This is a genomic window from Pseudomonas sp. NUPR-001 (genome assembly GCF_052147955.1).
Lineage (GTDB): Bacteria > Pseudomonadota > Gammaproteobacteria > Pseudomonadales > Pseudomonadaceae > Aquipseudomonas.
Map to the genome: position 1 here is coordinate 992,430 of NZ_CP197353.1, position 25,476 is coordinate 1,017,905.

The window sequence follows — 25,476 nt, forward strand, 5'->3', positions numbered from 1 at the left end:
AATTCGCAGCTGTGCCGCGTCGCATCATCAGAGCGCTCAATGCGCTCAGTGTCTGTGCCTTTAGCTTGACCTTGAGCGGCTGTATCGGAACCTGGGGCATTGCCCCGCAAAGCAAGACGCTGCAAGCCAATACCCTGACCACCTCCGAGGCGATCCGTGAGGCCGGCAAGGATGCCCACTGGCCTGACCAGCAGTGGTGGCGCGCCTATGGCGACCCACAACTGGACCGCTGGATCGCCTTGGCCGTGGACAACAGCCCGAGCCTGGCCATGGCCGCCGCCCGGGTGCGTGAGGCCAAGGCCATGGCCGGCGTGGTCGAGTCGGCCGAAAAACTGCAGGTTAATGGCGAGTCGACCCTCAAGCGCCATAACTGGCCGGAAGATCAGTTCTATGGCCCGGGCGCCTTGTCGGGCGCCAACACCTGGGACAACAACGCCGCGCTGGGCTTCAGCTACGCCCTCGACCTCTGGGGCCGTGAGCGCAATGCCAGTGAGCAGGCCGTGGACATGGCCCACATGAGTGCGGCGCAGCTACGCCAGGCGCAGCTTGAGCTGCAGAACAACATCGTCAAGGTGTACATCCAGCTGTCGCTGCACTTTGCCCAGCGCGATATCGTCAAAGCCGAACTGGCGCAGCAAGAGCAGATTCTGGCCCTGGCCGAACGGCGTCTGGCTGGTGGCATCGGTACCCATTTCGAAGTCAGTCAGGCGCAAACCCCGCTGCCGGAAACCCATCGTCAGCTCGATGCCTTGAATGAAGAAATCGCCCTGGCGCGTAACCAGCTGGCCGCATTGGCCGGTAAAGGGCCGGGCGAGGGCGCACAATTGCAGCGTCCGCAACTGGCCCTTGGCGCGCCTTTGAAACTGCCCTCGGCGTTGCCTGCAGAATTGGTCGGCCAGCGTCCGGACGTGGTCGCCAGCCGTTGGCAAGTGGCGGCGCAGGCGCGCGGTATCGATGTCGCCCACGCCGGTTTCTTCCCCAACGTCGACTTGGTCGGTGGCCTCGGCTTCATGGCCACCGGCGGGGGGGCGCTGGAGTTTCTCACCGGACGCAAGTTCAACTACAACGTCGGCCCGGCCATCAGCCTGCCGGTATTCGATGGCGGCAGGCTGCGTTCGCAATTGGGTGTGGCCTCGGCCGGTTATGACATCGCGGTGGCGCAGTACAACCAGACCGTGGTGAACGCCCTCAAGGGCATTGCCGACCAGTTGATTCGCCGTGAGTCGATGAACGAGCAGCAGCACTTTGCTGCCGAGTCGGTGGCTTCTGCGCAGAAGACTTACGACATCGCCTTGATCGCCTTCCAGCGTGGCCTGACCGACTACCTCAATGTACTTAACGCGCAGACCTTGCTGTTCCGTCAGCAGCAGATCCAGCAGCAGGTCCAGGCCGCGCGCCTGAGTGCGCACGCCGAGTTGGTTACCGCGCTGGGCGGTGGCTTGGGCGCCGGTAATGATGTGCCGGACGAAGACAAGCAACAGGCGCCGAAAACCCCGGCTACCCTGGCGATTTTCGATAAGCCGGACCACGCCGAATGAGCGCACTGACACTGCCTTGGCGCTGGTTGGCAAGCCTGGAATGGCGCCGCGGCTTCTTCGAGTGGGCACGCACCGACGGCGTGACCTGGGTGTACATCTTCAAGGTGCTCAGCGCGGCGTTCCTGACCCTGTGGCTGGCCATGCGCCTGGAATTGCCGCAGCCGCGCACGGCGATGATCACCGTGTTCATCGTCATGCAGCCGCAGAGCGGGCATGTGTTTGCCAAGAGCTTCTGGCGCTTGCTCGGCACCTTGGCCGGCTCGTCGATGATGGTGCTGTTGATTGCCTTGTTTCCGCAGAACACCGAGTTGTTCCTGCCGAGCCTGGCGATCTGGGTGGGCCTGTGCTCGGCCGGAGCCATGCGCTACCGGACCTTCCAGGCCTATGGTTTCGTACTCGCCGGTTACACCGCGGCCATGGTCGGCCTGCCGGCCTTGCAACACCCCGACGGCGCGTTCATGGCGGCGGTCTGGCGGGTGCTGGAAATCTCTTTGGGGATTCTGGTCTCGACCCTGGTCAGCGCTGCGATCCTGCCGCAGTCGGCCAGTGCCGCCATGCGTAATGCCCTGTATCAGCGCTTTGGTGTGTTCGCCGGTTTCGTTGTCGAGGGGCTGCGCGGCGACAGCCAGCGCGACCGCTTTGAAAGCAGCAACGTGCGCTTTATCGCCGAGGCGGTCGGGCTGGAGAGCCTGCGTAATGTCACTGCCTTCGAAGACCCGCACATGCGCCGGCGCAATGGCCGTCTGGGGCGGATGAACAGCGAGTTCATGGCCATCACCACACGCTTCAACGCCTTGCACCAGTTGCTTGAGCGCTTGCGCCTGCGTGGCCCGCTGCAGATCGTCACGGCAATTGAACCCGGCCTTGCGGCCCTGGCCGAACTGCTCGACGCCTACTCAGGGCGGGCCCTGACCAGCCCGGACGCGGCACGCCTGGCCGAGCAACTGGCAGCTTACAAGGAAGGCTTGCCGGAGCGGGTACGCAGCCTGCGTGCGGCTTATGTCGAAACCGGGCCGAGCGATGCCGATTTGCTCGATTTCCATACGGCTTATGAGCTGCTCTATCGCTTTGTCGATGACCTGCACAACTACGCCCTGACCCACGCCTCGCTGGCCGAGCACAACCATGCCCGTGAGCAGTGGGACGAGCCTTATGTGGCGCAAACCAACTGGATGGTGTCGCTGGCCGCCGGGTTGCGGGCATCGTTTATCTTGCTGGTGCTGGGCAGCTTCTGGATCCTCACCGCCTGGCCGAGCGGGGCGATGATGACCTTGATCGCTGCCGCTACCGTCGGCTTGTCAGCAGCGTCGCCGAACCCCAAGCGCATGTCATTCCAGATGGCCTGCGGCACCTTGCTCGGCGCCTTCATCGGCTTTTTCGAAACCTTTTTCGTGTTCCCCTGGATCGACGGCTTTCCGTTGCTGTGCCTGGTGCTGGCGCCGGTGTTCGTGCTCGGTGCATTTCTGGCGTCGCGCCCGGCCTATGCCGGGGTTGGTCTGGGCCTGCTGATCTTTTTCGCCACCGGTTCGGTGCCAGACAACCTCACGGTGTACAACCCGTACAACTTCATCAACGACTACATCGCCATGGTCATCGGCATGCTGGTGTGCGCTGCCGCTGGCGCGATCATCCTGCCGCCGAACAGCCGCTGGTTGTGGAGCCGCCTGGAGCATGACTTGCGTAGCCAGGTGCTGTTCGCTATTACCGGGCGCCTGCGCGGCCTGGGCTCGGCGTTTGAAAGCCGTACCCGCGACCTGCTGCACCAGGCCTATGGCCTGGCCGCCGGTAAACCGCAGGTGCAGAGCAGCCTGCTGCGCTGGATGTTCCTGGTGCTTGAGGTTGGGCACGCGATCATCGAGCTGCGCAAAGAGCAAGCGATCCTGCCGGTGCACCCGTGTTATGCCGAGTCGCAACCCTGGCGCCAGGCCATCCGGGTCATGGGCCGGGCGCTGGCGCGGTTGTTCCTGCAACCGAGCGCGAGCAACCACGAACGTGCCCTGGTTGCGGTAGACCACGCCATCAGCCGCGTGCTGGCCACCGACGAACCGTTCGCCCGCCACTTCGACACCTCGGCCCTGCGCCGGGTGCAGAGTTACCTGCATTTCATCCGTACCTCGTTGCTCGACCCCCAGTCGCCGCTGGCTGCATTGGCCCCGGCCCAAGGACTGCCCCATGCCTCGTGAAATCGCCTTCCACGGCGTCTACATGCCGACCATGACCCTGATGTTCCTGTTCGCCGCCGGGCTGGCCTGGGGCCTTGACCGGTTCATTGCCAGCTATGACGGCTACCGCTTTTTCTGGCACCCGGCGTTGCTGCGCCTGTGCTTGTTTATTTGCTTGTTCGGATCCATCGCCCTGACTCTCTACCGTTGAGACCCCTGTTGATGAAAAAGTTTTTCAGCCTGATCGCCACCTTGCTTGTACTGGCTGCTGCCGTGGTGATCGGCCGCCAGCTCTGGGTGCATTACATGAACACCCCCTGGACCCGCGACGGGCGGGTGCGCGCCGATATCATCAACGTTGCCGCAGACGTGCCGGGGTATGTGGTCGATGTGCCGGTGCGCGACAACCAGTTGGTGAAGAAGGGCGACCTGCTGATGCAGATCGACCCCGAGCACTACGAAGTGGCGGTGAAACAGGCGCAGGCGCTGGTGGCCTCACGCAAGGCCACCTGGGAGATGCGCAAGGTCAACGCGAACCGACGTGCCGACCTCGACAACCTGGTGATCTCCCGCGAGAACCGTGACGACGCCAGCAACATCGCCAACTCGGCCCTGGCTGACTACCAGCATGCCCAGGCGCAGCTAGCCGCGGCTGAGCTGGACCTCAAGCGTACAAAAATCCTTGCCACCGTCGACGGCTACGTCACCAACCTCAACGTGCACCGCGGCGACTATGCGCGCACCGGCGAGCCGAAAATGGCGGTGGTCGATAAAGACTCGTTCTGGGTGTATGGCTTCTTTGAAGAAACTAAACTGCCGCGGGTGAAGGTTGGGGATCAGGCTGAACTGCAAATGATGAGCGGCGAAGTGCTCAAGGGTCATGTCGAGAGTATCTCGCGGGGTATTTATGACCGCGACAACCCGGAGAGCCGTGAACTGATCGCCGACGTCAACCCGACCTTCAACTGGGTGCGCCTGGCCCAGCGGGTGCCGGTGCGCATCCATATCGACGAAGTGCCGGAGGGCTTTTTGCTGGCTGCCGGTACCACCTGTACGGTGGTGGTGAAGCCGTCGCAGGGCAAGCCAGCTCCCACAGAAGGATGACATCCAACCCCGTGGGAGCGGGTTTGCCCCGCGATAAGTTGTTCAGACAGACCGCGAATCGACCAGCACCGGGCACGCCACCTGATCAATCACCTTGTTGCTGATCGACGGATCAAGCAAGCGCCCCAGGCGGCTCAGGTGGCGGTGGCCCATGATGATCAAGGCGCAGCCGAGCCGCTGTGCTTCACTGACAATGACCGTCACCGGCTCGCCCTGAACCAGACTGCCGTCACTGTCGAAGCCCATGTCCCGCAGTTGTTGTGCTACCGACTGCACGGCAAGGTTGGCATGCCGCTGTTCGTCGCTGGCCGCCGGGTATTCTTGCTGTTCGTACGCGCCGATGGCGCCCACGGCAAACGCTGCGTCGATGGCCAACACAACATGCAGACGGTGACGAGCGGGCTGGCAGTACTGTTGCGCAAGGTCCAGCAAAGTCTGCGAGGCACTGGAGCCATCGATGGCGATCAACACGGGACTGAGCATGCGCGGCTCCACTGGCCAATGGTTAGCCGGGTATTGTTGGTCAGGTGGCGCTGCGGATAAATGCCCCGGCATGCATTGTGTAGTTGTGTGCGGCGCAACTCGGTGGCTGCTGTCGAGCTGTTAACATCACGGTTTATTAGCCCAAGGAAAATCGCCCATGCAGATTCCGGATATGAACCTGTTGGTTGCCCTCGACGCCTTGCTCGATGAGGGCAGTGTGGTGGGTGCGGCACGGCGCATGAACCTGAGCCCGGCGGCGATGAGCCGCACCCTTGGGCGTATCCGCGAGGCCATCGGCGACCCGATTCTGGTCCGCGCCGGGCGCGGGCTGGTGCCGACGCCACGGGCATTGGCCCTGCACGATCAGGTGCGGGCGCTGGTCGAGCAGGCCGGGCTGGTGTTCCGCAGCCGTGAGGAAGTTGACCTGGCGACCCTGGATCGGGCGTTCAACATCCGCACCAACGATTTGTTCATTGCCCTGTACGGCGCGCAGTTGCTGCGCACCATGCACGAACAGGCACCGCATACGGTGCTGCGCTTTGTACCGGAAGGCGGTGGTGACGACGACTCGGTGCTGCGCGACGGGCGCACCGACCTGCTGGTCAGCTCGACCATCGACCTCGGCCCCGAGATCAAGGTGCAGAGCCTGTTCAACACCATCTACGTGGGCCTTGCCCGTCAGGACCACCCGATCTTCGACGGCGAAATCACCCCCGAGCGATTTGCCGCCTATCCGCAGATCAGTGTCTCGCGGCGTGGCCGCGCCAACGGCCCGATCGATCTGGAGCTTGCCAACTACAAGGTGCAACGACGGGTGGCGCTGATCACTCCGAGTTTTCATTCGGCGATGTTCTCCCTGCCCGAGTCCGACCTGTTGCTGCCGATGCCGGCCAATATCCTCTCCAGTGTGACCAAGCTCGGCCTGCCACTGCGTTCGTTCCGCATCCCGCTGCCGATGGAGCGGGTGACGGTGATGCAAGCCTGGCATCCACGCTTCGATAACGACCCGGCCCATCGCTGGTTGCGCCAGACCCTCAAAGCCTGTTGCAGCGAGAGCCCGTAACGCGCGGAATGCGTTTGCTGCACTAGTAAACTGCCGATATGTCAGTTTTCGACAACATTGACCCTTCAATAGACTTCTCCCGGTAGTTGTTACCCCCCGGAGATGTCTTACATGAGTTCGTTGACTGCGCTGCCCAGCGTTGCCGCGCCTGTGGCCAGCCCTGCCGCGCCGAGTGCGTTTGGCCCGCGCATCGTGGTCGGGCTGCTGGGTGTGTTGCTGGCGGTGTTGTGTGCTGGCCTCAACGAGATGGTCACCAAGGCCTCTCTGGCCGACATCCGTGGTGGCCTGTTTATCGGTGCCGATGAAGGTGCCTGGCTGATCGCGGTGTATGCCGCTGCGTCGGTGTCGGCGATGGCCTTTTCTCCGTGGCTGGCGGCGACGTTTTCCCTGCGCCGTTTTACCCTTTGTGCCATCAGCGCGTTTGCCTTGTTGGGGCTGTTGCAGCCCTATGCCCCGACTCTTTCCAGCCTGATGCTGTTGCGTACTTTGCAGGGTCTGGCATCAGGGGCTTTGCCTCCGATGCTGATGAGCGTTGCCCTGCGTTTTCTGCCGCCGGGTATCAAGGTCTATGGCCTTGCCGGTTATGCCCTGACCGCCACGTTTGGCCCGAACCTCGGCACACCGCTGGCCGGTTTATGGACTGAATACGTCGGCTGGCAGTGGGCGTTCTGGCAGATCGTGCTTCCGTCGCTGCTGGCCATGGCCTGCGTTGCCTGGGGCCTGCCGCAGGACCCGCTGCGCCTGGAGCGTTTCAAGCAATTCGACTGGCGCGGCGTGCTGCTGGGGTTACCGGCGATCTGTTCGCTGGTGATCGGCCTGACCCTCGGTGACCGTATGGGCTGGTTCAATTCCCCGCTGATCTGCTGGTTGCTGGGTGGCGGCCTGCTGTTGCTGGTGTTGTTTCTGTACAACGAGTGGTCCGAGCCGTTGCCGTTCTTCAAGCTGCAGATGCTTAAGACCCGCAACCTCACGCATGCACTGGTGACCTTGTTCGGCGTGTTGATCGTGCTGACCGCGGCGATCCTGATTCCTTCCAGTTACCTGGCGCAGATCCAGGGCTACCGCCCGGCGCAGACTGCCCCGGTGATGCTGCTGGTGGCCGTGCCACAGTTGCTGGCGCTGCCATTGACTGCAGCCTTGTGCAACCTGCGCGCGGTGGACTGTCGCTGGGTGTTGGCCTGCGGCCTGGGCATGCTGGCGCTGTCGAGCCTGCTGGGCAGCCAGCTCACCAGCGCGTGGATTCGCGACAACTTTTACCTGCTGCAGATGCTGCACATCTTCGGCCAGCCGATGGCGGTATTGCCGCTGCTGATGCTCGCCACCGGCGGCATGACCCCGCAGGACGGCCCCTTCGCATCGGCCTGGTTCAACACCGTCAAAGGCCTGGCCTCGGTGGTCGCCGCCGCGCTGATCGAGGCGCTGACCACAGTGCGCCGACATTTTCACTCCAACCACCTGGTCGACAGCCTGGGCAATTCGCCGCTGGCCGACAGCCAGGTGCCGGGCTTGGCCAAACGCATTCATGAGCAGGCGCTGGTGCTGACGTCTGCCGACCTCTACCTGTGCATGGCCGTGCTCGCCGTTGCCTTGATTGCGCTGATTCCTTTTGTGCCTACACGAATCTATCCACCGCGTACCGTGGCTTAGGCTATGTACGAAAAGTATGGTCATCCATCGTTGTGGGAGCGGGCTTGCCCCGCGATCTGCCGCAACGCGGCAGCAAAGCCTGAATTCGCGGGGCAAGCCCGCTCCCACAAAACTTTTCGTACAGAGCTTAGGTTGCTGTTCTGAGAGAACCCCATGACGACAATAACGACCCACCGAAAAACCGCCTTGATCGTTGCCACGCTGGTGCTGGCTGGCCTGCTCGGCGCAGGCGTGCCGCTGCTGCTGGGCGGTGATGAACAGAGCACCAACGATGCCTATGTGTCTGCCGACTACACCGTGGTCGCGCCGAAAGTGGCCGGTTTCATCACCCAGGTGCTGGTTGAGGACAACCAGCAGGTCAAGGCCGGGCAAGTGCTGGCGCTGATCGATGACCGCGATTATCAGGCGGCGCTGGCGGCGGCGCAGGCGCAACTGCTGGTGTCTACTGCGCAGCAGCACAATGCCCGGGCGACCCTGGAACGCCAGGCCTCGCTGATCGCCCAGGCGCAAGCAGCGGTCAGCGCGGATCAGGCCGAGATGGCCTTCGCCAACCATGAGCTGACGCGCTACAGCCGCCTTGCCGAACAAGGCGCCGGTACCGTGCAGAACGCCCAGCAGGCGCGCAGCCGGGTTGACCAGGCCAGCGCACGCCTGAACAACTCGCAAGCGGCGTTGGCAGCGGCACGCAAACAGGTCGATATCCTCCGCGCGCAAATGGACAGCGCCGAGGGCAGCCTCAAGCATGCCCAGGCCAGCCTGGAACGGGCGCAACTGGATGTCTCTTACACCCGCATCGTTGCGCCCATCGACGGCATGGTCGGTGAGCGGGCGGTGCGCGTTGGCGCCTACGTCAATCCCGGGGCGCGGCTGCTGTCGGTGGTGCCGCTCGAGCATGCCTACATCGTCGGCAACTTTCAGGAAACCCAACTGACCCATGTGCAGCCGGGGCAACCGGTACAGATCCGCGTCGATACCTTCGCCGATCAATACCTGCACGGTCGGGTCGAAAGCATCGCCCCGGCCACTGGCGTGACCTTTGCCGCGGTCAAACCCGACAATGCCACCGGCAACTTCACCAAGGTGGTGCAGCGTATCCCGGTGAAGATCGTCTTCGATGCCGATCAACCCTTGCTGCAGCGCTTGCGCGTCGGCATGTCGGTGGTGGCGACCATCGATACCCGCGCCACCCTCAGCAGTGGTAATGAGGTCAGCGCACGATGAAAGCTGCCTTCGCCGCAAGTCCCTTGCTGCTCAGCCTGTTGGCCGGTTGTACCTTAGGGCCGGATTTTCAAACTCCGGCAAATCAGGCCCCGGCCAACTGGGCGCCGTTGCAGGAAACGCCAGCGCCGAGTCAGGCCTTGGCCGAACCGATGGCGCAACGCTGGTGGGAGCAGTTTGACGATGCCAGGCTCAGTGCCCTGATCGAGCGCGCCAGCCAGCGCAACCTCGACCTGCAGATCGCCAGCGCGCGCCTGCTGCAGAGTCGCGCGCTGCGCACCAGCATCGCTGCCGAGCAAACCCCTGGCGTCGATCTCAACGCCGGTTACAGCCGTGCCCGCAACAGCGCTGAAGGCCTGAGCGATCCGTCCGGCAAGGGCGGCAAGTCGGCGTTCAATCTCTGGCAAGGCGATCTGGTCGCCAGCTGGGAACTGGACTTATGGGGGCGTGTGCGGCGTCAGGTCGAAGCCGCCGATGCGGTGGTTGAAGTGGCCGAAAACGACCGTCGTGGTGTGTTGCTGGCGTTGTTGGCGGAAACCGCCGGTAACTACATCCAGTTGCGTGCGGTGCAGAGCACCCTGGCGGTGACCCGAGAGAACCTGGAGGTCTCGCAGCACAGTTTGCGTCTGTCGCAGATGCGCCTGCGCGACGGGGTTGCGACCGCCCTGGATGTGGCCCAGGCCAGCGCTCAGGTGGCCTCGATCGAGGCACGCTTGCCCTCCCTGGAAGAACGTCAGGCGCAACTGATCAACGCCTTGAGCCTGTTGCTGGCCGAGCCGCCACGCAGCTTGCAGGCCGAATTGCTCGCACCGGCAGCGATGCCCGCGCCGCAGCAACGCTTTGCGATTGGCGTGCCTTCCGAGTTGGCCGAGCGCCGCCCGGACATTCTCCAGGCTGCTGCCCAGTTGCATGCAGCCACTGCCAGCATCGGTGTGGCCAAGGCGGATTTTTATCCGAGCATTCGTTTGTCGGGCAATGTCGGTTTTCAATCGATGCAACTGTCTGACTTTGGCGGTTGGGATTCACGTCGTTTCGGCATCGGGCCGCAATTGAGCCTGCCGATTTTCGAAGGCGGGCGGCTGCGCGGCGTGCTGCAGTTACGCGAGGCACAACAGCAAGAGGCCGCCTTGCACTACCAGCAAGTGGTGTTGCGCGCCTGGCACGAGATTGATGATGTGCTGCGCCTGTACAACGCCAGCCAGCTACGCCGCGACCTCCTGGCCGAAGCGGTGCGCCAGAACCGGATTGCCTTGCAGACGGCGCAACAGCAGTACGTGGAAGGGGCCGTGGACTTTCTCAATGTGCTGAGTGTTCAGGGCGCCTTGCTCGCCAGTGAAGAGCAGTGGGTCGAGAGTTCGGCGGCGGTGTCGCAGTCGTTGGTGGGCTTGTACAAGGCGCTGGGCGGAGGCTGGCAGGCGTTCGACCCTGCCAGCTTGAGCGCTGTCGTTACAACGGGCGGTTAAGGCCGAAACGCTTTTTCAGCACCGCATCCAGCAGCGCCTGCGGCAGCAGGCGCGCCATCAATGGCAGCGCGCGGCTGCCGTTACCCAGACGCACCAGGCTTGGCGTCGGTGTTTTTGCCACGGCCGCCAGCAGGCCTTGGGCAAAGTCGCTGGCTGAGGTCGGGTGATCCTGCGAGGCGCGGGCGCGTGCATGAATCTGCTCGCGCAACGGCCACCACGGCGAATCGGCAGCCAGCACCTGTTCCGCCTGGCTCTGGGCGTTGTCGGCAAACTGCGTGGCGATGGCGCCCGGCTGTACCTCCATGACCCGCACGCCCATCGGCGCCAGTTCCAGGCGCAGCGCATCGCACAAGGCATGCACGGCGGCTTTCGACGCGCAGTAGGCTCCGGCAAACGGTGTGACCAGTACCCCGGAAACGCTGCCGATGTTAACCACCAGCCCTTTGTTGCGGCGCAAGGCCGGGAACAGCGCGCGGGTGACGCCGACCAGGGCAAACACGTTGGTCTCGAACTGGCGCTGCATGGCCTCGACACCGCCATCGAGCAGCGGCCCCATGGCGCCGTAACCGGCATTGTTGATGAGGATGTCGAGGCCGCCATGGGCCGTTTCGATCTCAGCGCTCAGGTGTTGCAAGGCCTGCGCATCGTTGACGTCCAGCTGGCGGCCGGTAAAACCTGCGGCCTGCAGGCGCGCGACATCGTCGGTTTTGCGTGCGGTAGCCCAAACCTCATAGCCGGCCTGTTTGAAGCACTCTGCCAGGGCGCGGCCGATACCGCTGGAGCAACCGGTGATGAGAACGATGGGCATGGACGATCCTTCGCGAGGCGGGGGAGGGAAGCCCGATCATACGCAGCTCGCCCGTCGACGCAAATGCCAGCGGTGCTGTGGGAGCGGGCTTGCCCCGCGATTGCGGTGTGTCAGTGGAATTGCATCGCGGGGCAAGCCCGCTCCTACGGCTAATTGCTGAAGCTGCCGCGCAGTTGTTCCGCGTGAAACTCCACCGATTGCGGGCGATAACCAGAGCGCAGCGGTGGCAATGGCAGGCAGTCGCTCCACTCGGCGCCTGGCTGCAGTTCGCCGGGGCCGCGGTAGCGCGGTGCGCTGTAGGTGTTTTCGCTGAGGTTGACGCTGTCGCCCGGTGCATAGGCGGCGACGCGCCAGCGCAAGGTTTGCAGCGGCACATCGTTGCCGTTTTTCAGGTGCACGCGCAGTGGGCGGTCAGCCGGGCATTGCTCGGGGGCGTAGGTCAGGCGCAGGTCCAGGCGCGCCAGTTGGCGGGTTTCGCGGTTGTCCTGCCAGACTACCCAGAGGGCCACCATTGCCAGGCCGAAAACGGCCGCCAGGGAAATCGGCAGGGCTTTGGCGGGGTAGCGCAGCAACAGCACCAGCCAGGTGAGGATGAGTAGGGCACCGATGATCATGGACACGGCCTTGTGGTCGGAAATGCTTTTATCCTAACCAAAAAGCATCGCGGGGCAAGCCCGCTCCCACCGGTTCAGACACAACCGGTGGGAGCGGGCTTGCCCCGCGATAAAGCGCTTACTGCGCGATGGACTTGATCGATACCCCACGCTCAATCGGCGTCGAGCGCCCGTAGATATCTTCGAAACGCTCGATATCGTCCTCACCCAGGTAGCTGCCCGACTGCACCTCGATGATCTCCAGCGGGATCTTGCCCGGGTTGCGCAGGCGGTGCACCGAGGCAATCGGGATGTAGGTGGACTGGTTCTCGGTCAGCAGGAAGACGTTTTCGTCACAGGTCACTTCAGCGGTGCCCGACACCACGATCCAGTGTTCGGCGCGGTGGTGGTGCATCTGCAGCGACAGGCTGGCACCCGGTTTGACCGTGATGTGCTTGACCTGGAAACGTCCGCCCATGTCCACCGAGTCATACGAGCCCCACGGCCGATACACTTCGCAATGATTTTGCGTTTCGCTACGGCCCTGTTCGTTGAGGGTGTTGACCAGTTGCTTGACGCCTTGCACCTTATCTTTGTGAGCAATCATCATGGCGTCTTTGGTCTCGACCACGACGATGTTCTCCAGGCCGATCACTGAGACCAGTTTGCCGTTGCCGTGGATCATGCAGTTGCGGCTGTCTTGTACCACCACATCGCCTTTGGTGACGTTGCCGTTGCTGTCTTTGTCATGCACCTCCCACAGCGACGACCAGCAACCCACATCGCTCCAGCCGGCACTGAGCGGTACCACGCAGGCGCGCTGGGTTTTTTCCATCACCGCGTAGTCGATGGAGTTATCCGGGCAGCAGGCGAAGGTGGCGTCGTCGATGCTCAGGTTATCGCCGTCTTCTTCACTGCGCTCAAGGGTCAGCAGGCAGGTGTCGTAAATGTCCGGGTCGTGCTTTTTCAGCTCTTCGAGGAAGCGGCTGGCACGGAACAGGAACATGCCGCTGTTCCAGAAGTAGCCACCGGCCCGGACGAATTCAGTGGCGCGTTTCTCGTCGGGCTTTTCCACGAACTGGGCGACCCGGCTGACGCCTTCGGGCAGCAGCGCGTCCTGGCTCGATTTGATATAGCCGTAGCCGGTTTCCGGTTTGCTTGCCGGTACGCCGAACAGCACCATCTCGCCACGCTCGGCGGCCACGGTGGCCAGGGCCAGGGCGCGTTGCAGGGCTTTCTGGTCGTCGATGACGTGATCCGCTGGCAGCACCAGCATCAACTCGTCACGCCCTTCATTGAGCAGCTTCATCGCCGCCAGCGCGACGGCCGGTGCGGTGTTGCGGCCAAAGGGTTCGAGCAGAATCGCCTGGGTTTGCAGCTTCAGGTTCTGCAATTGCTCGGTGACGATGAATTTATGGTCCTTGTTGCAGACCACAATCGGTGTGTCCATGCCTTCGAACACCAGGCGCGACAGGGTTTGCTGGAACAGCGTGTGCTCGCCGGTCAGGGCCAGGAACTGCTTGGGGAATTGTTTGCGCGACAGGGGCCACAGACGCGAACCGCTACCACCGGACAGGATGACTGGAATCATGAGTGTTCTCCGAAGTTTGAAAAAGGCAGTTGATTAACGGGTCGATACCGGGCGCTTGACCCAGACCGGCGACAGCGAGTCGCCGGAACCGGTGACGTAGAGCACCGCTGCTTCGCCGCGCTCCAGCGCCACTGGCTTCAGGTCGCTGACTTTTTTGTCGCCTTCGTACAAGGCCAGGCTGACCTTGACCGGATTGATTTCACGCTCGCCGCGGGACTTGGCTGCCACCGGCTTGACCACCTCGGTCTTGCCGTCGGCGGTTTTCAGGGTCAGGGCCTGGTTGCTGAGGTTCTGCACGCGTACCAGGGATTTCTGTTTGTTCTTGAACGGCGGTTCTTCAACCAACTGCGGCGCGCCGGCCGCGTTGTTGACCAGTGTGTAGTAGTGGTCGGCGGCAAGCTTGACCGGCAGGCTCTGGCTACCGAGCTTGGCGCTGTAGTCGCCTTGCGGCATGAAGCTGAAGTCGCTGCTGGCCTGCGCTGCGACGTCATTGATCTGGGTGTTGCCGACGCTGGCGCTGACCGCCTGGTTGCCGGCGTTGTAGATGCGCACGAAGGTTGAACCCTTCGGCGCGCTCGGGCCGTACAGGGCGGCATCGGCGCCGGCCCAGGCCTGCAGCGAGAGCAGGCTCATGCCGGCAGTCAGGGCAAAGGCTTTGGCAATACGGTGCTTGGTGGTCATGTGCGTTACCTCTCAGTGTTCCGTCCGATTGGACGACAGGGCCAGATCGTGATTGGCATTACGGGTTTTCTTCAGCTGGGCGATCCACTGTGGATCGAAGTCGCTGAGGTCGTTCTTCATTGGCAGATAGCGTTCCGGGAACTCCCAGATCAGCACTTGCGGGGCGCTGTCTTTGAAGGCCGCGCTTTGCAGGTACTTGAGCATCGGTAGCAGCGGGCCATGGCCGTCTTCGGCGTAATTGACCACGTCACTGCGCAGGGCTTGCTGCAAGGCGCCGAGGAAGTTCCAGTTGGGGTTAGCGCTGTAGCTGGTGCCTACCAGAGCCACCGGGATTTGGTTGTCAGCAAACAGCGCGTCAGGGTTTTGTGCTGCGCTCTGCGCCGGGCGGGTGCTGCGTGCCTGCAGGGTGTCCGGTGGCGGCAGCAGGTTGCTGAACAGCGGGTCGAGCGGCAGGAAGTTGGTCAGGTCGCCTTTGTACGGCGCGCCGGGGCGCTGTTCGGTAATGAACTGCTGCGGTTCGCCGCTGAGCAGGTTCTGGCGGCTGACCGCTTCAGCCAGGTGCTGGGCGGCCACTTCGGCGCCCAGCGGCGTCCAGTGCGTATCGGTGCGCAGGAACACCTGGCCACGATTTTTCGCGGTGGTCAGCGGCGCCAGCAGGTCCGGGGCAAACACGCCGGCCTGACGGGCCTGGGCATGGAACTCGTTGTACAGGTCGTCGTGCAGGCTGGCCGGAGTTTGTTCACCCAGGTACTCGCTGTACAAGCGCGCCTTGGCCGGAACGATCGCCAGCACCAGTTGCACGCCGCGCTGTTGCAGGGTGTCGCGCACACCACGGATCAGGGCGAGGTTTTCCTGTTCGAAATGATCGCTGTTGGCGACCGGTTTGAACTCCTCGTCGCTGAACAGCCACTGCTCGCGGCCCAGTACCACGCCAGGGCGACCTTCGTTGAACAGCTTGAAGTCCAGCGCTGCCCACAGGTTGGTGCCGATGCGTTTGAGCGGAAACTGCTCGTCGTAGTGGGTTTCGGCGGCTTTTGCCAGCTTGCCGTCGAGCACACTCATTTGCGCGGTGCGCTGGAAGCTACCCAAGCCGCCCAGCGACCACAGGCCCAGGCCCAACAGCAGGGCGAGGAACAGCACGGAATAGAGTTTGCGTAATGATCGGGTCATGGTCGCCTCACTCAGAACTGGAAGTAGAGAAACGGTGAGTAGCTTTGCGCCGAGAGCTTGAGGATCGAGGCGACAAACAGCAGCAGCACCAGGGCACGGGTGGCGTACAGCCCCCAGTCCAGGCTCAGGCTGCCGTCAGCATGCACGGCCACCGGCTGCGCCTTGGGTTCGGGCTTGGCGTTGCGATAGAAGTCGCGCAGGCCGAAGAACGCCAGGCTCGCGTAGGCCACCAGCAGGGTGGCGACTTGCAGGCCGGTGAGGTTGGCGCGATTGAGTTCCGACAGCTGCCAGTCGGCGAAGCTGAACATGGCGCCGTACATGCGCGCAGCGACATCGAGGTTCTCGGCGCGGAAGATCACCCAGCCGATCACCACCAGCAGGAAGGTGAAGGCCCATTTGACCGGATTGAAGCGCTGCGGGTTGGTGTCCAGGCCCAGGGCGCGCTCGATGGCCAGCCACATGCCATGCCAGGCACCCCAGATGATGTAGGTGAAGTTGGCGCCATGCCACAGGCCGCCCAGCAGCATGGTCAGGAACAGGTTGCGGTAGGTGGCGAAGGTGCCGCCACGGTTGCCGCCCAGGGTGATGTACAGGTAGTCGCGCAGCCAGGTCGACAGGCTGATGTGCCAGCGCCGCCAGAACTCGGTGATCGACTGGCTGATGTAAGGCTGCTTGAAGTTTTCCATGAAGCGGAAACCCATCATCAAGCCCAGGCCGATGGCCATGTCGCTGTAGCCGGAGAAGTCGAAATACAGCTGCGCGGTGTACGCCAGGGCGCCCAGCCAGGCGTCGCCGGTGCTCGGGTTCTGCAGGGCGAAGCAGTGGTCGGCGACCACCGCCAGGGTGTCGGCGATGAATACCTTTTTGATAAAACCCTGCATGAACCGCGTGCAGCCCTCGGAGAACTTGTCGAGGGTATGGGTGCGGTGATTGAACTGATCGGCCAGGTCGCGAAAGCGCAGCACGGGGCCGGCGATCAGGTGCGGGAAGATCGCCACGAAGGCCGCGAAGTCGATCAGGTTGCGCGTGGCTGGGGTGTCGCCGCGGTACACGTCGATGATGTAGCTGATCGATTCGAAAATGTAGAACGAGATACCGATCGGCAGCAGCACGTGGGTGAGGATGAACGGCTCAAGCCCGAACGAAGTCATGATCGCGTTGAGGCTGTCGACCCCGAAGTTGGCGTATTTGAAGTAGCCGAGGATGCCCAGATCGACGGCCACCCCGAGCAACAGCCAGCGCTGCGCCGATTGGGTACGCACACCGGCGGCACCGACTTTCAGGCCGATCCAGTAGTTCCACAGGGTAACCCCGGCGAACAGCGCCAGGAAGTCCACGCGCCACCAGGCGTAGAACAGGTAGCTGGCCAGCAGCAACAGGGCGTTGCGATAGCGTTGCCCGCTCAAGTAGTACAAGCCGAGAAAGATCGGCAGGAACAGGAACAGGAACACATTGGACGAAAACACCATCCCGATCTCTCCTTGTCGTTATCCATATAGGGGCAGCAGCCCCCCAAACCCCCCGTGAACAATCACCGGGGAAACCGTTGCGGTGGGAGCGGGCTTGCCCCGCGATTGCGGTGTGTCAGCGACATCGCATCGCGGGGCAAGCCCGCTCCTACCGGTGTTCGTAAACTCGGGTCAGGTCGCCGCCCAGGCGGAAGTTTCTGAACGGCTGCATGTCGTGCTTTTTCTCCAGGGCATCGGCACTGCAGCGGTAGAGGCTGCACCAGGGTTCGAGCCAGGCGTATTTGCTCTCGACTTTCAGGTCGTTCATGTTCTGTTTTTCGCCGCTCTTGGCCTTGAACGGGCCAGGATCCTTGGCCCCGGACAGCACCCGATCACCCAGGCGTTTCAGGGCGCCATGGTTTTCGGGGCGCACATCGACGCCATTGGCCTGGGCGAAGCTGGCGATCATTGCCAGCGGTGGCAGGGCATAGTTGTGGTAGGCCAGGGCACGTTGCTTACGCTTGAGCTCGTTGGGTAAGAAGCCCTGGTCATCGACCTGGTTGGCGGCGACCCGGTACTCTTTCACCGACCAATCGAACAGGTCGCGGCGGTCGGTGGCGACGGCGGTGGCCATCACCGACCAGGCAGCCCAGTAGGAGTGATTGTTGATCTTCTCCAGGGGCAGGTTGCTCCAGTCGTTGACCACTTGATCGGCCAGGCGGGCAAACCATTTTTCGATCAGTTCGGCTTCTTGCTGGTGCGCCGCCAGCGGCTGGGAATTGGAGAACTTCAGGTGCAGCCACGAACCGCTGAGGCTGCCTAGCGCCCATTTGCGCATGGACTTGCCGGTGTGGTTGTAGTCGTTCGACATCAACGCATCGGCACGCGCCCAGGTACCCAGCCATTTCAGGGTGCAATCGAGTTGCTGCGGGCGGCCGTCGCGCATGTACTGCATCACCTGTTTGCTGACCCCGCGCTCCAGCGTGGTGATGCTGGCGGTGGAGTCGCGGAAGGCTTTTTCCGAAGCCTTGTTCAGGGTCGCACGGGCGCTGTCCGAGCCTTCGTACTTGCTGCGAAATTGCAGCTTGCCGGTGTAGGGCTTGGGCACAGCTTCGCAGGTGTAGTTGCCAGGGCCGGTTTTGAGTTTCTCGATGCCGGCGTAGTAACCCGGTGGCGGGACCAGCCCGGCGGCGTGTGCAGCCGGACCAAACAGGGCCAATGCCAATCCAAGTGCCTTGAGGTGTGAACAGGCACTGTGGGAGCGGGCTTGCCCCGCGATAGCTGTTCCGGCTTTTTCGCGGGGCAAGCCCGCTCCCACAGAGGTGGGTAGGATATTGAGCATGTTCATTAGTGGCTCACTTTCGTTGGCACAGCGTGGCTTCGACGTTCTGGGTGCCGCTTTGCGGGCCCTGGACTTCCACTGCGAGCAAGGTCTGGCTGGCCCAGTCCTCGTCTTCGCGCAACTGGAAGGCGAAGCGGCCATCGGTGTCGGCGGTTTCCGGCTTTTCGATTTTCAGGTCTTCGTGACGGCCATTGAGGTACCAGAGGGTAGCCTGCAGGACCTTGACCGAGGTGTCTTCGAAGCGGATATCCAGCTGGTGACGCTTGTTGGTCAGGTCTTTGATCACCCCACCTTTGCCGTTGACCATCAGCTCGTTCTTGCCCGACTTTAGGGCAGTCTTGGCGTGCATCAGCGCCGGTTTGCCCTCGCAGCCGTTATCGAGCAGGGCGAGCATCTGCCGCCAGATGGTTTCCTGGTCCAGGCGATACAGTGGTGAGAATTCCCAGATGAGGATCTTCGGCGGATTGTTCTTGAAGTCGTCGCTGCCCAGGTACTGGATCATCGAGCCTTCAAGGCCGCCACCGGGGAAGGCGACGTTGAGCACGTCGGCGCCGATGTACTGTTCAAGGAAGCCGGAGAAGTTGTAGTTCTTGCCGCTGTGGCTGGTGCCGACCAGGGTGATTTTTGGGTTACCGGAGTCGCCGAACAGGTCGTCACTGCCACTTTCGCCTTTCGGTTCGGTGACGAACTGGTCCATGTACTGCACCGCATAGCTGGTGCCGCACAGCTGCCCGGCAACGTTGTGCAGGGTGCCGGTTTTACCCATGCGTCCGGACTTGTGGCTTTCGAATTCGCGGCGCGGAATGTCGGCGAAGGCCGGCATGTTGTGCACGGTGTCGGCGACGATTTTCGCCGCCCGCTCAGCGCCGTATGGCGTCCAGTGCTGGTCGCCACGGAAGTAGAAGTCTTTGCCCTGGTCTGCTGCGGCCAGTTGCTCGTTGGTCAGGGGCGACAGGTCCGGCACGTTGTAGCCCATCTTGCTGAAGCGGGCGAGCATCGCCTGATAATTGCCCAAAGCTTTCTCGTAGTTGAACGCGGCTTTCTCGGCGGGGTTGAGCATGTTGCGGTTCACCAGGCCACGGGTGGGCTGATACACCACCACCAACTCGATACCCCGCGCCTTGAAGGCGTCGTGCAGCTGCTGTAGGCGTTTGTAGCCGGCCGGGGTGGTCTGGAATTCGGTGCGCAGGTCTTCACGGGTACGGAACAGCCAGTCGCCCTGCGCCTGCACCAGGGTGGTGAAGTTCTGCTGATAGCGTGTGGTGTAGCGACTGGCGTCGTGCGCTTCGGGGCACAATTGGCAGCAGGGTTCGGCGCTGAAGCTTGGGGCCTGCGCCGTTTCGGCCTGCGCGCCGTTGCTGAGCGCCATCAGGGCCGCACTCAGGCCCAGCAGTTTCATCAGGTGTGGGGTCATGTCGTGGCTTCCTCAATCCGCCATTTCGGTCTGGCGTTCGACCGGGTCGATCAATACGGCTTTCTGCTGGCGCACCATCAGGTCGAGGATTTCGTCCTGACGTTCCCCCAGCACACCGGAAAAGCTGATACCGCTGGCCTTGCTCGGGGCCAGCATCGAGACCCGGTACAGCTCGACGCTCAACGGCGAGTCGATCGACAGCGGCCCACTGCGGTTGGCTGCCAGCTCGCCACCGACGACGATCAGCGAAACCTTGGTGTCGAACGGGTCGAGGGCGATGTCGCGATCGGTGTCGGAGAGGTCTTTGATGTGCCCGTACACACCCACCAGGCCGTTGGCCATGGCGACGTTTTCGTACAGGCGGATGTTGACGCTGTTGCGCACGCGAATGCCGTGGCGGCGGTTGCTGATGACCTTGTTGCCCCAGATCAGGTTGTCGCCGCTCTCATACAGGGTGATGCCGTCGGTGTGGTTGCGGTAGATCTCGTTGTAGGCGATCAGGTTGTTGACGCTGTTACGGTCGATCACCACGCCCGAGAGCTTGTTGTCGTAGCTCTTGTTGTTGATGATCCAGCTGTCGTTGACCTCACGGGAAATAATGATCCCGTGCTTCTTTTTCGTGCCATAGACGGTGTTGCCGGCAATGATCAGCCGGTGCGAGCGGTCGTGCGGGTCGATGCCGTAGACGATGTTGTCGCGGTAGGTGCTGTCTTTGACCACAAAGTCGCTGGTTTCGTAGCAGTAGAAGCCGTACCACATGTCGCTGAACTCGGAGCCGATGATCCAGCCGGTCGGCTCCGGGCGGCCCATCTGCTTGGCCATGTTCGGCGTGTACTGGGAAATACTCACGCCGTAGGATTTACTTTTGGCGTAGCCGAAGCTGGCCATCTGGCTGTTGACGATATACGTCTCGGTACCGCCCCACGACAGCAGAAACGGGCGGAACTCATTGGCTGAGCGGAAGGTGGCCGGGCCGTTGTCCTTCTCGCGCCAGCCGGTGACCTTGGTGTCGGTGACGAACAGTTTGCCGTCGTTGACGATAAACGAGCCGCCTTCCTGCGACAGGCGCAGCGCTTTGACCTTGGCGTCGATTTCCAGCACACCTTTGGCCCCCACCACAATCGGCAGGCGCGCCAGGTACACCCCAGGCGAGGTTTCGCTCAGGTACTGCTTGGGCACGCGCTTGCTCAGTTCGGTGAAATCGACATGGCCGTCATCGATGAAAATCGCCTGGGGAATGCCGTGCTGACGCGCCACCCATTCGGCCATTTTGTTGTCGCCACCGATGAACTCCTTGAGCGCGTTTTCTTGCAGCATGCGCCGCACCGAGACCTTGCCCTTGTGCGCACGCTGGATCTTGTTCTGCACCGCCTCGGCGGTATAGCCAGACAGATCGGGCAGGGTCGGCGCTGGAATCTGCAGCGGTTCGATCGGCGCACTGCTGACGGTGTAGGTCTTGGCCTGCTGCAGCCCTTTGGCCACCGGTGCAGCCGCCTGGGCGTTGGCCAGGGCGATGCTGCTGGCCAGCAGCAGGGTGCCGGCCAGCAAGCGCTGCAGGCTATTTGTTTGAAGGCTCATATCAGTGCACTCCCGGCATCAGAACCGCCAGATCACGTCGACGAAGGCGCGATGCATGTACGAGTCGGTGTCTTTGCCATAGGCGTCGCCTGGCTTGAACACACCGGCACGCAGGCGTACCAGTGCCGATGGCTCATCAACCGACTGGCTCAGGGCCGCTGGCAGCAGACCTTGTTTGAAGTACTTGGTGACCACCACGTCCATTTCCTGGCCGAGGTCTTTCTCGCCCTGAATCAACGGACGGTTGATGCCGTTGTCCTCGACCACGGCGTTGATGCCGCTGCTGCCGATGTTCTGGTCGCCATCGACGCGCCAGAACTTGTGGTAGATCAGGCTGGCGTCGTAGTCGTCACGCAGTTGCCAGGAGGTGAACAGGGTCGCAGCCTGCAGGTTGCCCAGTTCGCCACGGAAGGCTTCGCCGAAACGGTGCACACGTGAACGGGTGCCGGTGAAGTTCGAGCGGTTGCTCTCCAGCCCGGTTTGCTCGTAGTTGCCGGAACCATCGCTGCCACCGCCGCCGCTCCCGCGGGCATAGGCGGCACCGACTTGCCAGTTCGGGTCCAGGCGCAGGCGGATGCCGAGGTCGGTGGCCCAGGCGTTGACGTCGCCACTTTGTTTGCCGCTGGCGACCTGTTCGCCGTTGACCGTGGTGGTGTTGAGGCTGTCGCGATCACCGCTGAGCCAGGTCACGCTACCCCAGTAGTTGACGCGGTTCTGGTTGCGCCAGTTGTAGGCGTCGCTGTTGGCTTCAAGGCCGAGCCAGGTCAGGTCGCCGGTGCGGGTCTTGTCCAGCTCGTCCACGCGTTCGCCAGGATTTTTCAGGTTGCCGTCATCATGGGTGTGGTGCGCGCGCAGGCCCACCCAGTGGCCGGGCGTCCATTGCGTGGCGATGTCGCCGTACACGTGCAGGCGGTCCTTGTCTTCCGGGGCCAGCTCGGTGAGGTCGGTGCGGTATTCGCTGAAGCGCTCGGCAACCCCGAGGTTGGCACGCAGCAAGGTGGTGTCGAAGGTCCAGTTCAAAGCTTCGATGTTGGTGTCGCGCCACATGCCGTCTTCATTGCGCAGGCGTTGGCGACCGAAACGCAGTTGCTCGCCGGGGTAGGCGGTCAGGCCGCTGTAACCGACCCAGAATTCACGCATCGCCAGGTAGCTTTTGTCGGCCTCGCGACCGTCGGCATTGCCGCTGTCGGTTTCCGCTTCGTCGCCGGACTGGCGCAGGGTGTCGGTTTCGATGATGTCGGTGGCGGTAACCGCTTGGCCCATGGCAAAGGCGCTCCAGTTGCCGCGTTCGCCATAGACCCAAGGGCGCAGGTCCAGACCCAGGCCATTGACGTCACCGCCGGAACGGGTGCCGAGGTCGCGATCGTCTTCCGATTGGCCGGTGATTTTCACATCGAGGCCGAAGTTCTTTTCAGCGGTCATGGCCGCCAGGGTCGGGCACGACCACAGCAGGGCGAAGCCCAGGCCGAGGCCGGCTTTCATCCACGGATTGAGTGTCATAGGGAGTCCTCGCCTTGTTCGGGTGCTGGCACGGCCTGCAGGGCCAGGGCGTCGATGCCTTGGCCGCGGGCGCCACGGGCCTGGCGCTCCTGTTGCAGCAGGCGCTGGCCTTGGGCCTTTTGCGCCGGGGAGAGTTGCTGGTCGAGCTGGGCAGCCAGCTCACGCGATTGATCGCTGGGGTTGGCTTGTGCCAGTTGGCTGAACACCCAGGCATTGACCGGGTCCTGGCGGATGCCGTGGCCTTCGCTGAACAATTGGGCCAGGGCATAGTCGGCGCTGAGCTGGCCACCACGGGCGGCGGTCAGCAGGTGGTCGACGGCTTTTTGTGGCTCGACAGTGCCCAGGTAGCCGCGGCGGTACAGCTGCCCCAGGTAGTAGTGGGCGCTGATTTCGCCAGCGTTGGCCGCGCTGAGCAGGTGGGTTTCGGCCTTCTCGGAATCGGCCGGCACGCTTTTGCCTTCGTAGTACAGGCGCCCGAGCAGCAGCTCGGCACGCGGCAGTTGGGCGCTGCGGCCTTTGTCGATGTAGGCCAGCAACTGCTCGCTGTCACCCAGTTCGGGGAAGTCGTAGAGCAGCTGCGCCAGGCTGACCCAGGAAGCGGGGTTGGCCGGGGCAATCTGTTCGAGCAGGGCCTGGGCGGTTTTCTCGTCGGTCGGGCCAAGGCTGCGGTCAGCCAGAACGCGGGCCACACTGTCGACCCGCGTGGCCGGGATCGCGCCGCGTTGGTAAGCGCTGTTCATCTGCGCCAGCAGGGCGGCCTGCTGCTCAGGTTGGCTGCGTTTCTGGTAAACCGTGGCCAGCTCGAGGTAGCAGATGTCGGTGCTGCTCAGTGCTGCCTTGCAGATCCGCTCGACCTCGGCCAGGTGCTGGTCGTAGGTGTTCTGGGTGCGGTACAGCAGAATCTGCGCCAGGCCCGCTTCCGGGTAACCGGCGGCGCGCCACTGATCGATCTGCTGTTGCGCGTTGGTGCTCGGGAAGCTCTGCGGGTATTGCAGGTAGAGCATGGCCAGCGGGATCAGGGTATTGCTCTCACCGTTGGCGAAGGCTTTTTTCAGCAGGGTTTCGGCTTCTTCGCGTTCGGCTTGCGAGGCATCCGGCTTGGCGGCCAGCAGGCGGCCAAGGCGGGCCTGGGCGCGCGGCGAAATCGCTGCGGCGGCGCGGTAGGTGGCCTCGGCTTGCTTGAGCTTGGCCGGGTCGAGGGTTTGTACCTGAATGTCGGCCAGGCCTACCTGCGCTTCGCTGTAGCCGAGATCGGCCAACTGCCGGTAGTTCTGTTCGGCCAGCGCGGTGTCGCCGCGCTTGAGGGCTTCATTGGCCAGACGCTGGTCGGGCAGCCCGGCGCAACCGGCCAGGCTGATGGCCAATGCCAGCCCTAGCACCACACACCGGTGGGAGCGGGCTTGCCCCGCGATTCGGGTTGTCAGGCTGCAAACGCTATCGCGGGGCAAGCCCGCTCCTACAGGGGGAAAGGTGGTGGTCATGGGCTTGTCCTCTTAGAGCCCACGGGCCACGGCTTTGTCGATCAGCCAGTCCAGCGATGGACCGCTGTCGCTGTCTACCGCAACCGGGCGGCCCACCAGTTCAGCGGGCAGGGCACCTTGCGGTTTGATCTGCACGCGAATGTCCGAGGACAGGTCTTCGCTGTTCAGGCTGGTGCTGCTGACGATTTCGCCAGTGCGCCAGGCTTCGTCGCCAGCAATCTGGAAGTTGACCTGGGTACCCGGCTTGACGTCGTTGAACTGGCGATAGCTGAAGCGCGCTTCGATGGTCGGGTTGGCGGTACGTGGGATCAGCTGGAAGATCACCTGACCTTTGCTGGCGTACTGGCCGTCATCCACCAGTTGGCGGCTGACCACGCAATCGCACGGGCTGGTCAGGGTGCCGCTCATTTGCTTGCCGAACAGTTCTTCCACCTTGCTCGGCTCAAGCTGTTGGTCGTCGAGGTGACCTTTGAGCATGTCCAGCATGCTGGTGCTGAACGAGGCCAGCGGCGCTCCCTTGAGCACACGGCCACCGTCTTCGACCAGGCTTTGCACGGTACCGTCGCGAGGCATGGTGACGTTGGTGGTCGGCACGCTGACCACACCCGCCTGGGCGTGGCTGACGAAGTACACGCCGTACACCGACTTGGCAATAAAGCCGAACGCCGCCACGCCAACCACGAACACGCCAAGGCTGAAGGTCACTGCGCGCAGGCGGCCGAAGGCACTCATGCCGGCGCCGGCGTCTTTCTGCTTGCGGGCTTTGGTGAAGTTGTCGCGCTGCAGGGTGCTCAGTACGTCGCCGACGGTAATCAGCTCACCCGACAGGTGTGAGGTGATGATGTGGCGCAAGGTGGCGATGTCACGTGGCTCGAGGTTCTGGAACTGCACGCCGGTGCGCCCGCTGGCGCTGTCGAACGAGCGCACCTGGAACTCGATGTCCATGGCCAGACCGAGCTTGTCGACGGTGAACTGCAAGCGGCCGCGCAGCACTTCGCCAACTTTCAGCGGGTGCTTGGCATGGAAGCTCAGGCCCCCGGCAGACAGGTCGTCAACCTTCACTTCCAGGGTTTCGCGGCTGCTGCCCAGGTAGCGCAACTTGGCTGGGATACGCACCCGGGCGTGCTGACGCTGGGCTTCTGACTCATGCACGACATTGACGTTCACGGCGGTATTCATGGCGATTTGTTCC

The 25,476-nt window shown here is 63.0% G+C and carries 21 protein-coding genes; 8 read left to right on the forward strand and 13 right to left on the reverse strand.

The window, feature by feature from the left end:
* Positions 1-11 precede the first annotated feature (11 nt).
* The 4 genes from ACP6KB_RS04665 to ACP6KB_RS04680 are packed head-to-tail and all read left to right on the forward strand — an operon-like array spanning position 12 to position 4,804.
* A complete protein-coding gene (locus tag ACP6KB_RS04665; RefSeq protein WP_442112263.1) occupies positions 12-1,538 on the forward strand; it encodes an efflux transporter outer membrane subunit in 1,527 nt (508 codons plus the stop codon).
* Entirely contained in the window at positions 1,535-3,721 is a 2,187-nt protein-coding gene (locus ACP6KB_RS04670) for an FUSC family protein (RefSeq protein WP_442112264.1), read from the forward strand. The genes ACP6KB_RS04665 and ACP6KB_RS04670 overlap by 4 nt, the downstream gene beginning before the upstream one ends.
* Complete coding sequence (locus tag ACP6KB_RS04675) at positions 3,711-3,911, forward strand: DUF1656 domain-containing protein (protein WP_442112265.1); 201 nt, start codon at positions 3,711-3,713, stop codon at positions 3,909-3,911. The genes ACP6KB_RS04670 and ACP6KB_RS04675 overlap by 11 nt, the downstream gene beginning before the upstream one ends.
* Positions 3,912-3,922: 11 nt before the next feature.
* Positions 3,923-4,804 carry an efflux RND transporter periplasmic adaptor subunit gene (locus tag ACP6KB_RS04680; protein WP_442112266.1) on the forward strand — a complete coding sequence of 294 codons (882 nt, stop codon included), beginning with the start codon at positions 3,923-3,925 and terminating at the stop codon, positions 4,802-4,804.
* Between the two features lie 42 nt (positions 4,805-4,846).
* Here the strand turns inward: ACP6KB_RS04680 and ACP6KB_RS04685 are convergent, their stop codons facing one another.
* The gene (locus ACP6KB_RS04685) at positions 4,847-5,287 is read right to left on the reverse strand and encodes a universal stress protein (RefSeq protein ID WP_442112267.1); all 441 of its coding nucleotides are present in this window, start codon (positions 5,285-5,287) and stop codon (positions 4,847-4,849) included.
* 157 nt (positions 5,288-5,444) lie between these two features.
* Here ACP6KB_RS04685 and ACP6KB_RS04690 point away from each other — a divergent pair, with 157 nt between their 5' ends.
* From ACP6KB_RS04690 to ACP6KB_RS04705, 4 genes are all read left to right on the forward strand, one after another.
* Entirely contained in the window at positions 5,445-6,350 is a 906-nt protein-coding gene (locus ACP6KB_RS04690) for a LysR family transcriptional regulator (RefSeq protein WP_442112268.1), read from the forward strand.
* 111 nt (positions 6,351-6,461) lie between these two features.
* Positions 6,462-7,997: an MFS transporter gene (locus tag ACP6KB_RS04695; RefSeq protein ID WP_442112269.1), complete on the forward strand. Its 1,536-nt coding sequence runs from the start codon at positions 6,462-6,464 to the stop codon at positions 7,995-7,997.
* Positions 7,998-8,159: 162 nt separating this feature from the next.
* Complete coding sequence (locus ACP6KB_RS04700) at positions 8,160-9,218, forward strand: HlyD family secretion protein (RefSeq protein ID WP_442114255.1); 1,059 nt, start codon at positions 8,160-8,162, stop codon at positions 9,216-9,218.
* Positions 9,215-10,678 (forward strand): efflux transporter outer membrane subunit, encoded by a 1,464-nt coding sequence (locus ACP6KB_RS04705; RefSeq protein WP_442112270.1) that lies wholly within the window; start codon positions 9,215-9,217, stop codon positions 10,676-10,678. Before ACP6KB_RS04700 ends, ACP6KB_RS04705 begins: the two co-directional genes overlap by 4 nt.
* Here the strand turns inward: ACP6KB_RS04705 and ACP6KB_RS04710 are convergent.
* From ACP6KB_RS04710 to ACP6KB_RS04765, 12 genes are all read right to left on the reverse strand, one after another.
* On the reverse strand, positions 10,662-11,486 hold the full coding sequence (locus ACP6KB_RS04710) for an SDR family oxidoreductase (protein ID WP_442112271.1): 825 nt from the start codon (positions 11,484-11,486) through the stop codon (positions 10,662-10,664). The genes ACP6KB_RS04705 and ACP6KB_RS04710 overlap by 17 nt on opposite strands.
* A gap of 149 nt (positions 11,487-11,635) precedes the next feature.
* Positions 11,636-12,100, reverse strand: coding sequence for a multidrug transporter (locus ACP6KB_RS04715; protein WP_442112272.1), 465 nt, complete (start codon positions 12,098-12,100; stop codon positions 11,636-11,638).
* Positions 12,101-12,218: 118 nt separating this feature from the next.
* Positions 12,219-13,670: a mannose-1-phosphate guanylyltransferase/mannose-6-phosphate isomerase gene (locus tag ACP6KB_RS04720; RefSeq protein ID WP_442112273.1), complete on the reverse strand. Its 1,452-nt coding sequence runs from the start codon at positions 13,668-13,670 to the stop codon at positions 12,219-12,221.
* A 33-nt stretch (positions 13,671-13,703) separates the two neighbouring features.
* Positions 13,704-14,351 (reverse strand): alginate O-acetyltransferase AlgF, encoded by a 648-nt coding sequence (locus tag ACP6KB_RS04725; RefSeq protein WP_442112274.1) that lies wholly within the window; start codon positions 14,349-14,351, stop codon positions 13,704-13,706.
* Positions 14,352-14,363: 12 nt separating this feature from the next.
* Complete coding sequence (locus ACP6KB_RS04730; RefSeq protein ID WP_442112275.1) at positions 14,364-15,521, reverse strand: alginate O-acetyltransferase; 1,158 nt, start codon at positions 15,519-15,521, stop codon at positions 14,364-14,366.
* Positions 15,522-15,532: 11 nt separating this feature from the next.
* Positions 15,533-16,990, reverse strand: coding sequence for an MBOAT family O-acyltransferase (locus ACP6KB_RS04735; protein WP_442112276.1), 1,458 nt, complete (start codon positions 16,988-16,990; stop codon positions 15,533-15,535).
* A gap of 148 nt (positions 16,991-17,138) precedes the next feature.
* Complete coding sequence (locus ACP6KB_RS04740) at positions 17,139-18,194, reverse strand: mannuronate-specific alginate lyase (RefSeq protein WP_442112277.1); 1,056 nt, start codon at positions 18,192-18,194, stop codon at positions 17,139-17,141.
* A gap of 130 nt (positions 18,195-18,324) precedes the next feature.
* Positions 18,325-19,725 (reverse strand): alginate O-acetyltransferase, encoded by a 1,401-nt coding sequence (locus ACP6KB_RS04745; protein ID WP_442112278.1) that lies wholly within the window; start codon positions 19,723-19,725, stop codon positions 18,325-18,327.
* 12 nt (positions 19,726-19,737) lie between these two features.
* Positions 19,738-21,303 carry a mannuronan 5-epimerase AlgG gene (algG, locus tag ACP6KB_RS04750; RefSeq protein WP_442112279.1) on the reverse strand — a complete coding sequence of 522 codons (1,566 nt, stop codon included), beginning with the start codon at positions 21,301-21,303 and terminating at the stop codon, positions 19,738-19,740.
* Positions 21,304-21,321: 18 nt separating this feature from the next.
* Positions 21,322-22,803 (reverse strand): alginate export family protein, encoded by a 1,482-nt coding sequence (locus tag ACP6KB_RS04755; RefSeq protein WP_442112280.1) that lies wholly within the window; start codon positions 22,801-22,803, stop codon positions 21,322-21,324.
* The gene (gene algK, locus ACP6KB_RS04760) at positions 22,800-24,284 is read right to left on the reverse strand and encodes an alginate biosynthesis TPR repeat lipoprotein AlgK (RefSeq protein ID WP_442112281.1); all 1,485 of its coding nucleotides are present in this window, start codon (positions 24,282-24,284) and stop codon (positions 22,800-22,802) included. The genes ACP6KB_RS04755 and algK overlap by 4 nt, the downstream gene beginning before the upstream one ends.
* A 12-nt stretch (positions 24,285-24,296) precedes the next feature.
* Positions 24,297-25,463 (reverse strand): PilZ domain-containing protein, encoded by a 1,167-nt coding sequence (locus ACP6KB_RS04765; protein ID WP_442112282.1) that lies wholly within the window; start codon positions 25,461-25,463, stop codon positions 24,297-24,299.
* Positions 25,464-25,476: the final 13 nt, after the last annotated feature.

Coding starts and splice junctions, on each gene's coding strand:
- ACP6KB_RS04670 (WP_442112264.1), top strand. CDS start 1,535: ATGAGCGCACTGACACTGCCTTGGCGCTGGTTGGCAAGCCTGGAATGG.
- ACP6KB_RS04675 (WP_442112265.1), top strand. CDS start 3,711: ATGCCTCGTGAAATCGCCTTCCACGGCGTCTACATGCCGACCATGACC.
- ACP6KB_RS04680 (WP_442112266.1), top strand. CDS start 3,923: ATGAAAAAGTTTTTCAGCCTGATCGCCACCTTGCTTGTACTGGCTGCT.
- ACP6KB_RS04685 (WP_442112267.1), bottom strand. CDS start 5,287: ATGCTCAGTCCCGTGTTGATCGCCATCGATGGCTCCAGTGCCTCGCAG.
- ACP6KB_RS04690 (WP_442112268.1), top strand. CDS start 5,445: ATGCAGATTCCGGATATGAACCTGTTGGTTGCCCTCGACGCCTTGCTC.
- ACP6KB_RS04695 (WP_442112269.1), top strand. CDS start 6,462: ATGAGTTCGTTGACTGCGCTGCCCAGCGTTGCCGCGCCTGTGGCCAGC.
- ACP6KB_RS04705 (WP_442112270.1), top strand. CDS start 9,215: ATGAAAGCTGCCTTCGCCGCAAGTCCCTTGCTGCTCAGCCTGTTGGCC.
- ACP6KB_RS04710 (WP_442112271.1), bottom strand. CDS start 11,486: ATGCCCATCGTTCTCATCACCGGTTGCTCCAGCGGTATCGGCCGCGCC.
- ACP6KB_RS04715 (WP_442112272.1), bottom strand. CDS start 12,100: ATGATCATCGGTGCCCTACTCATCCTCACCTGGCTGGTGCTGTTGCTG.
- ACP6KB_RS04720 (WP_442112273.1), bottom strand. CDS start 13,670: ATGATTCCAGTCATCCTGTCCGGTGGTAGCGGTTCGCGTCTGTGGCCC.
- ACP6KB_RS04725 (WP_442112274.1), bottom strand. CDS start 14,351: ATGACCACCAAGCACCGTATTGCCAAAGCCTTTGCCCTGACTGCCGGC.
- ACP6KB_RS04730 (WP_442112275.1), bottom strand. CDS start 15,521: ATGACCCGATCATTACGCAAACTCTATTCCGTGCTGTTCCTCGCCCTG.
- ACP6KB_RS04735 (WP_442112276.1), bottom strand. CDS start 16,990: ATGGTGTTTTCGTCCAATGTGTTCCTGTTCCTGTTCCTGCCGATCTTT.
- ACP6KB_RS04745 (WP_442112278.1), bottom strand. CDS start 19,725: ATGACCCCACACCTGATGAAACTGCTGGGCCTGAGTGCGGCCCTGATG.
- algG (WP_442112279.1), bottom strand. CDS start 21,303: ATGAGCCTTCAAACAAATAGCCTGCAGCGCTTGCTGGCCGGCACCCTG.
- ACP6KB_RS04755 (WP_442112280.1), bottom strand. CDS start 22,803: ATGACACTCAATCCGTGGATGAAAGCCGGCCTCGGCCTGGGCTTCGCC.
- algK (WP_442112281.1), bottom strand. CDS start 24,284: ATGACCACCACCTTTCCCCCTGTAGGAGCGGGCTTGCCCCGCGATAGC.
- ACP6KB_RS04765 (WP_442112282.1), bottom strand. CDS start 25,463: ATGAATACCGCCGTGAACGTCAATGTCGTGCATGAGTCAGAAGCCCAG.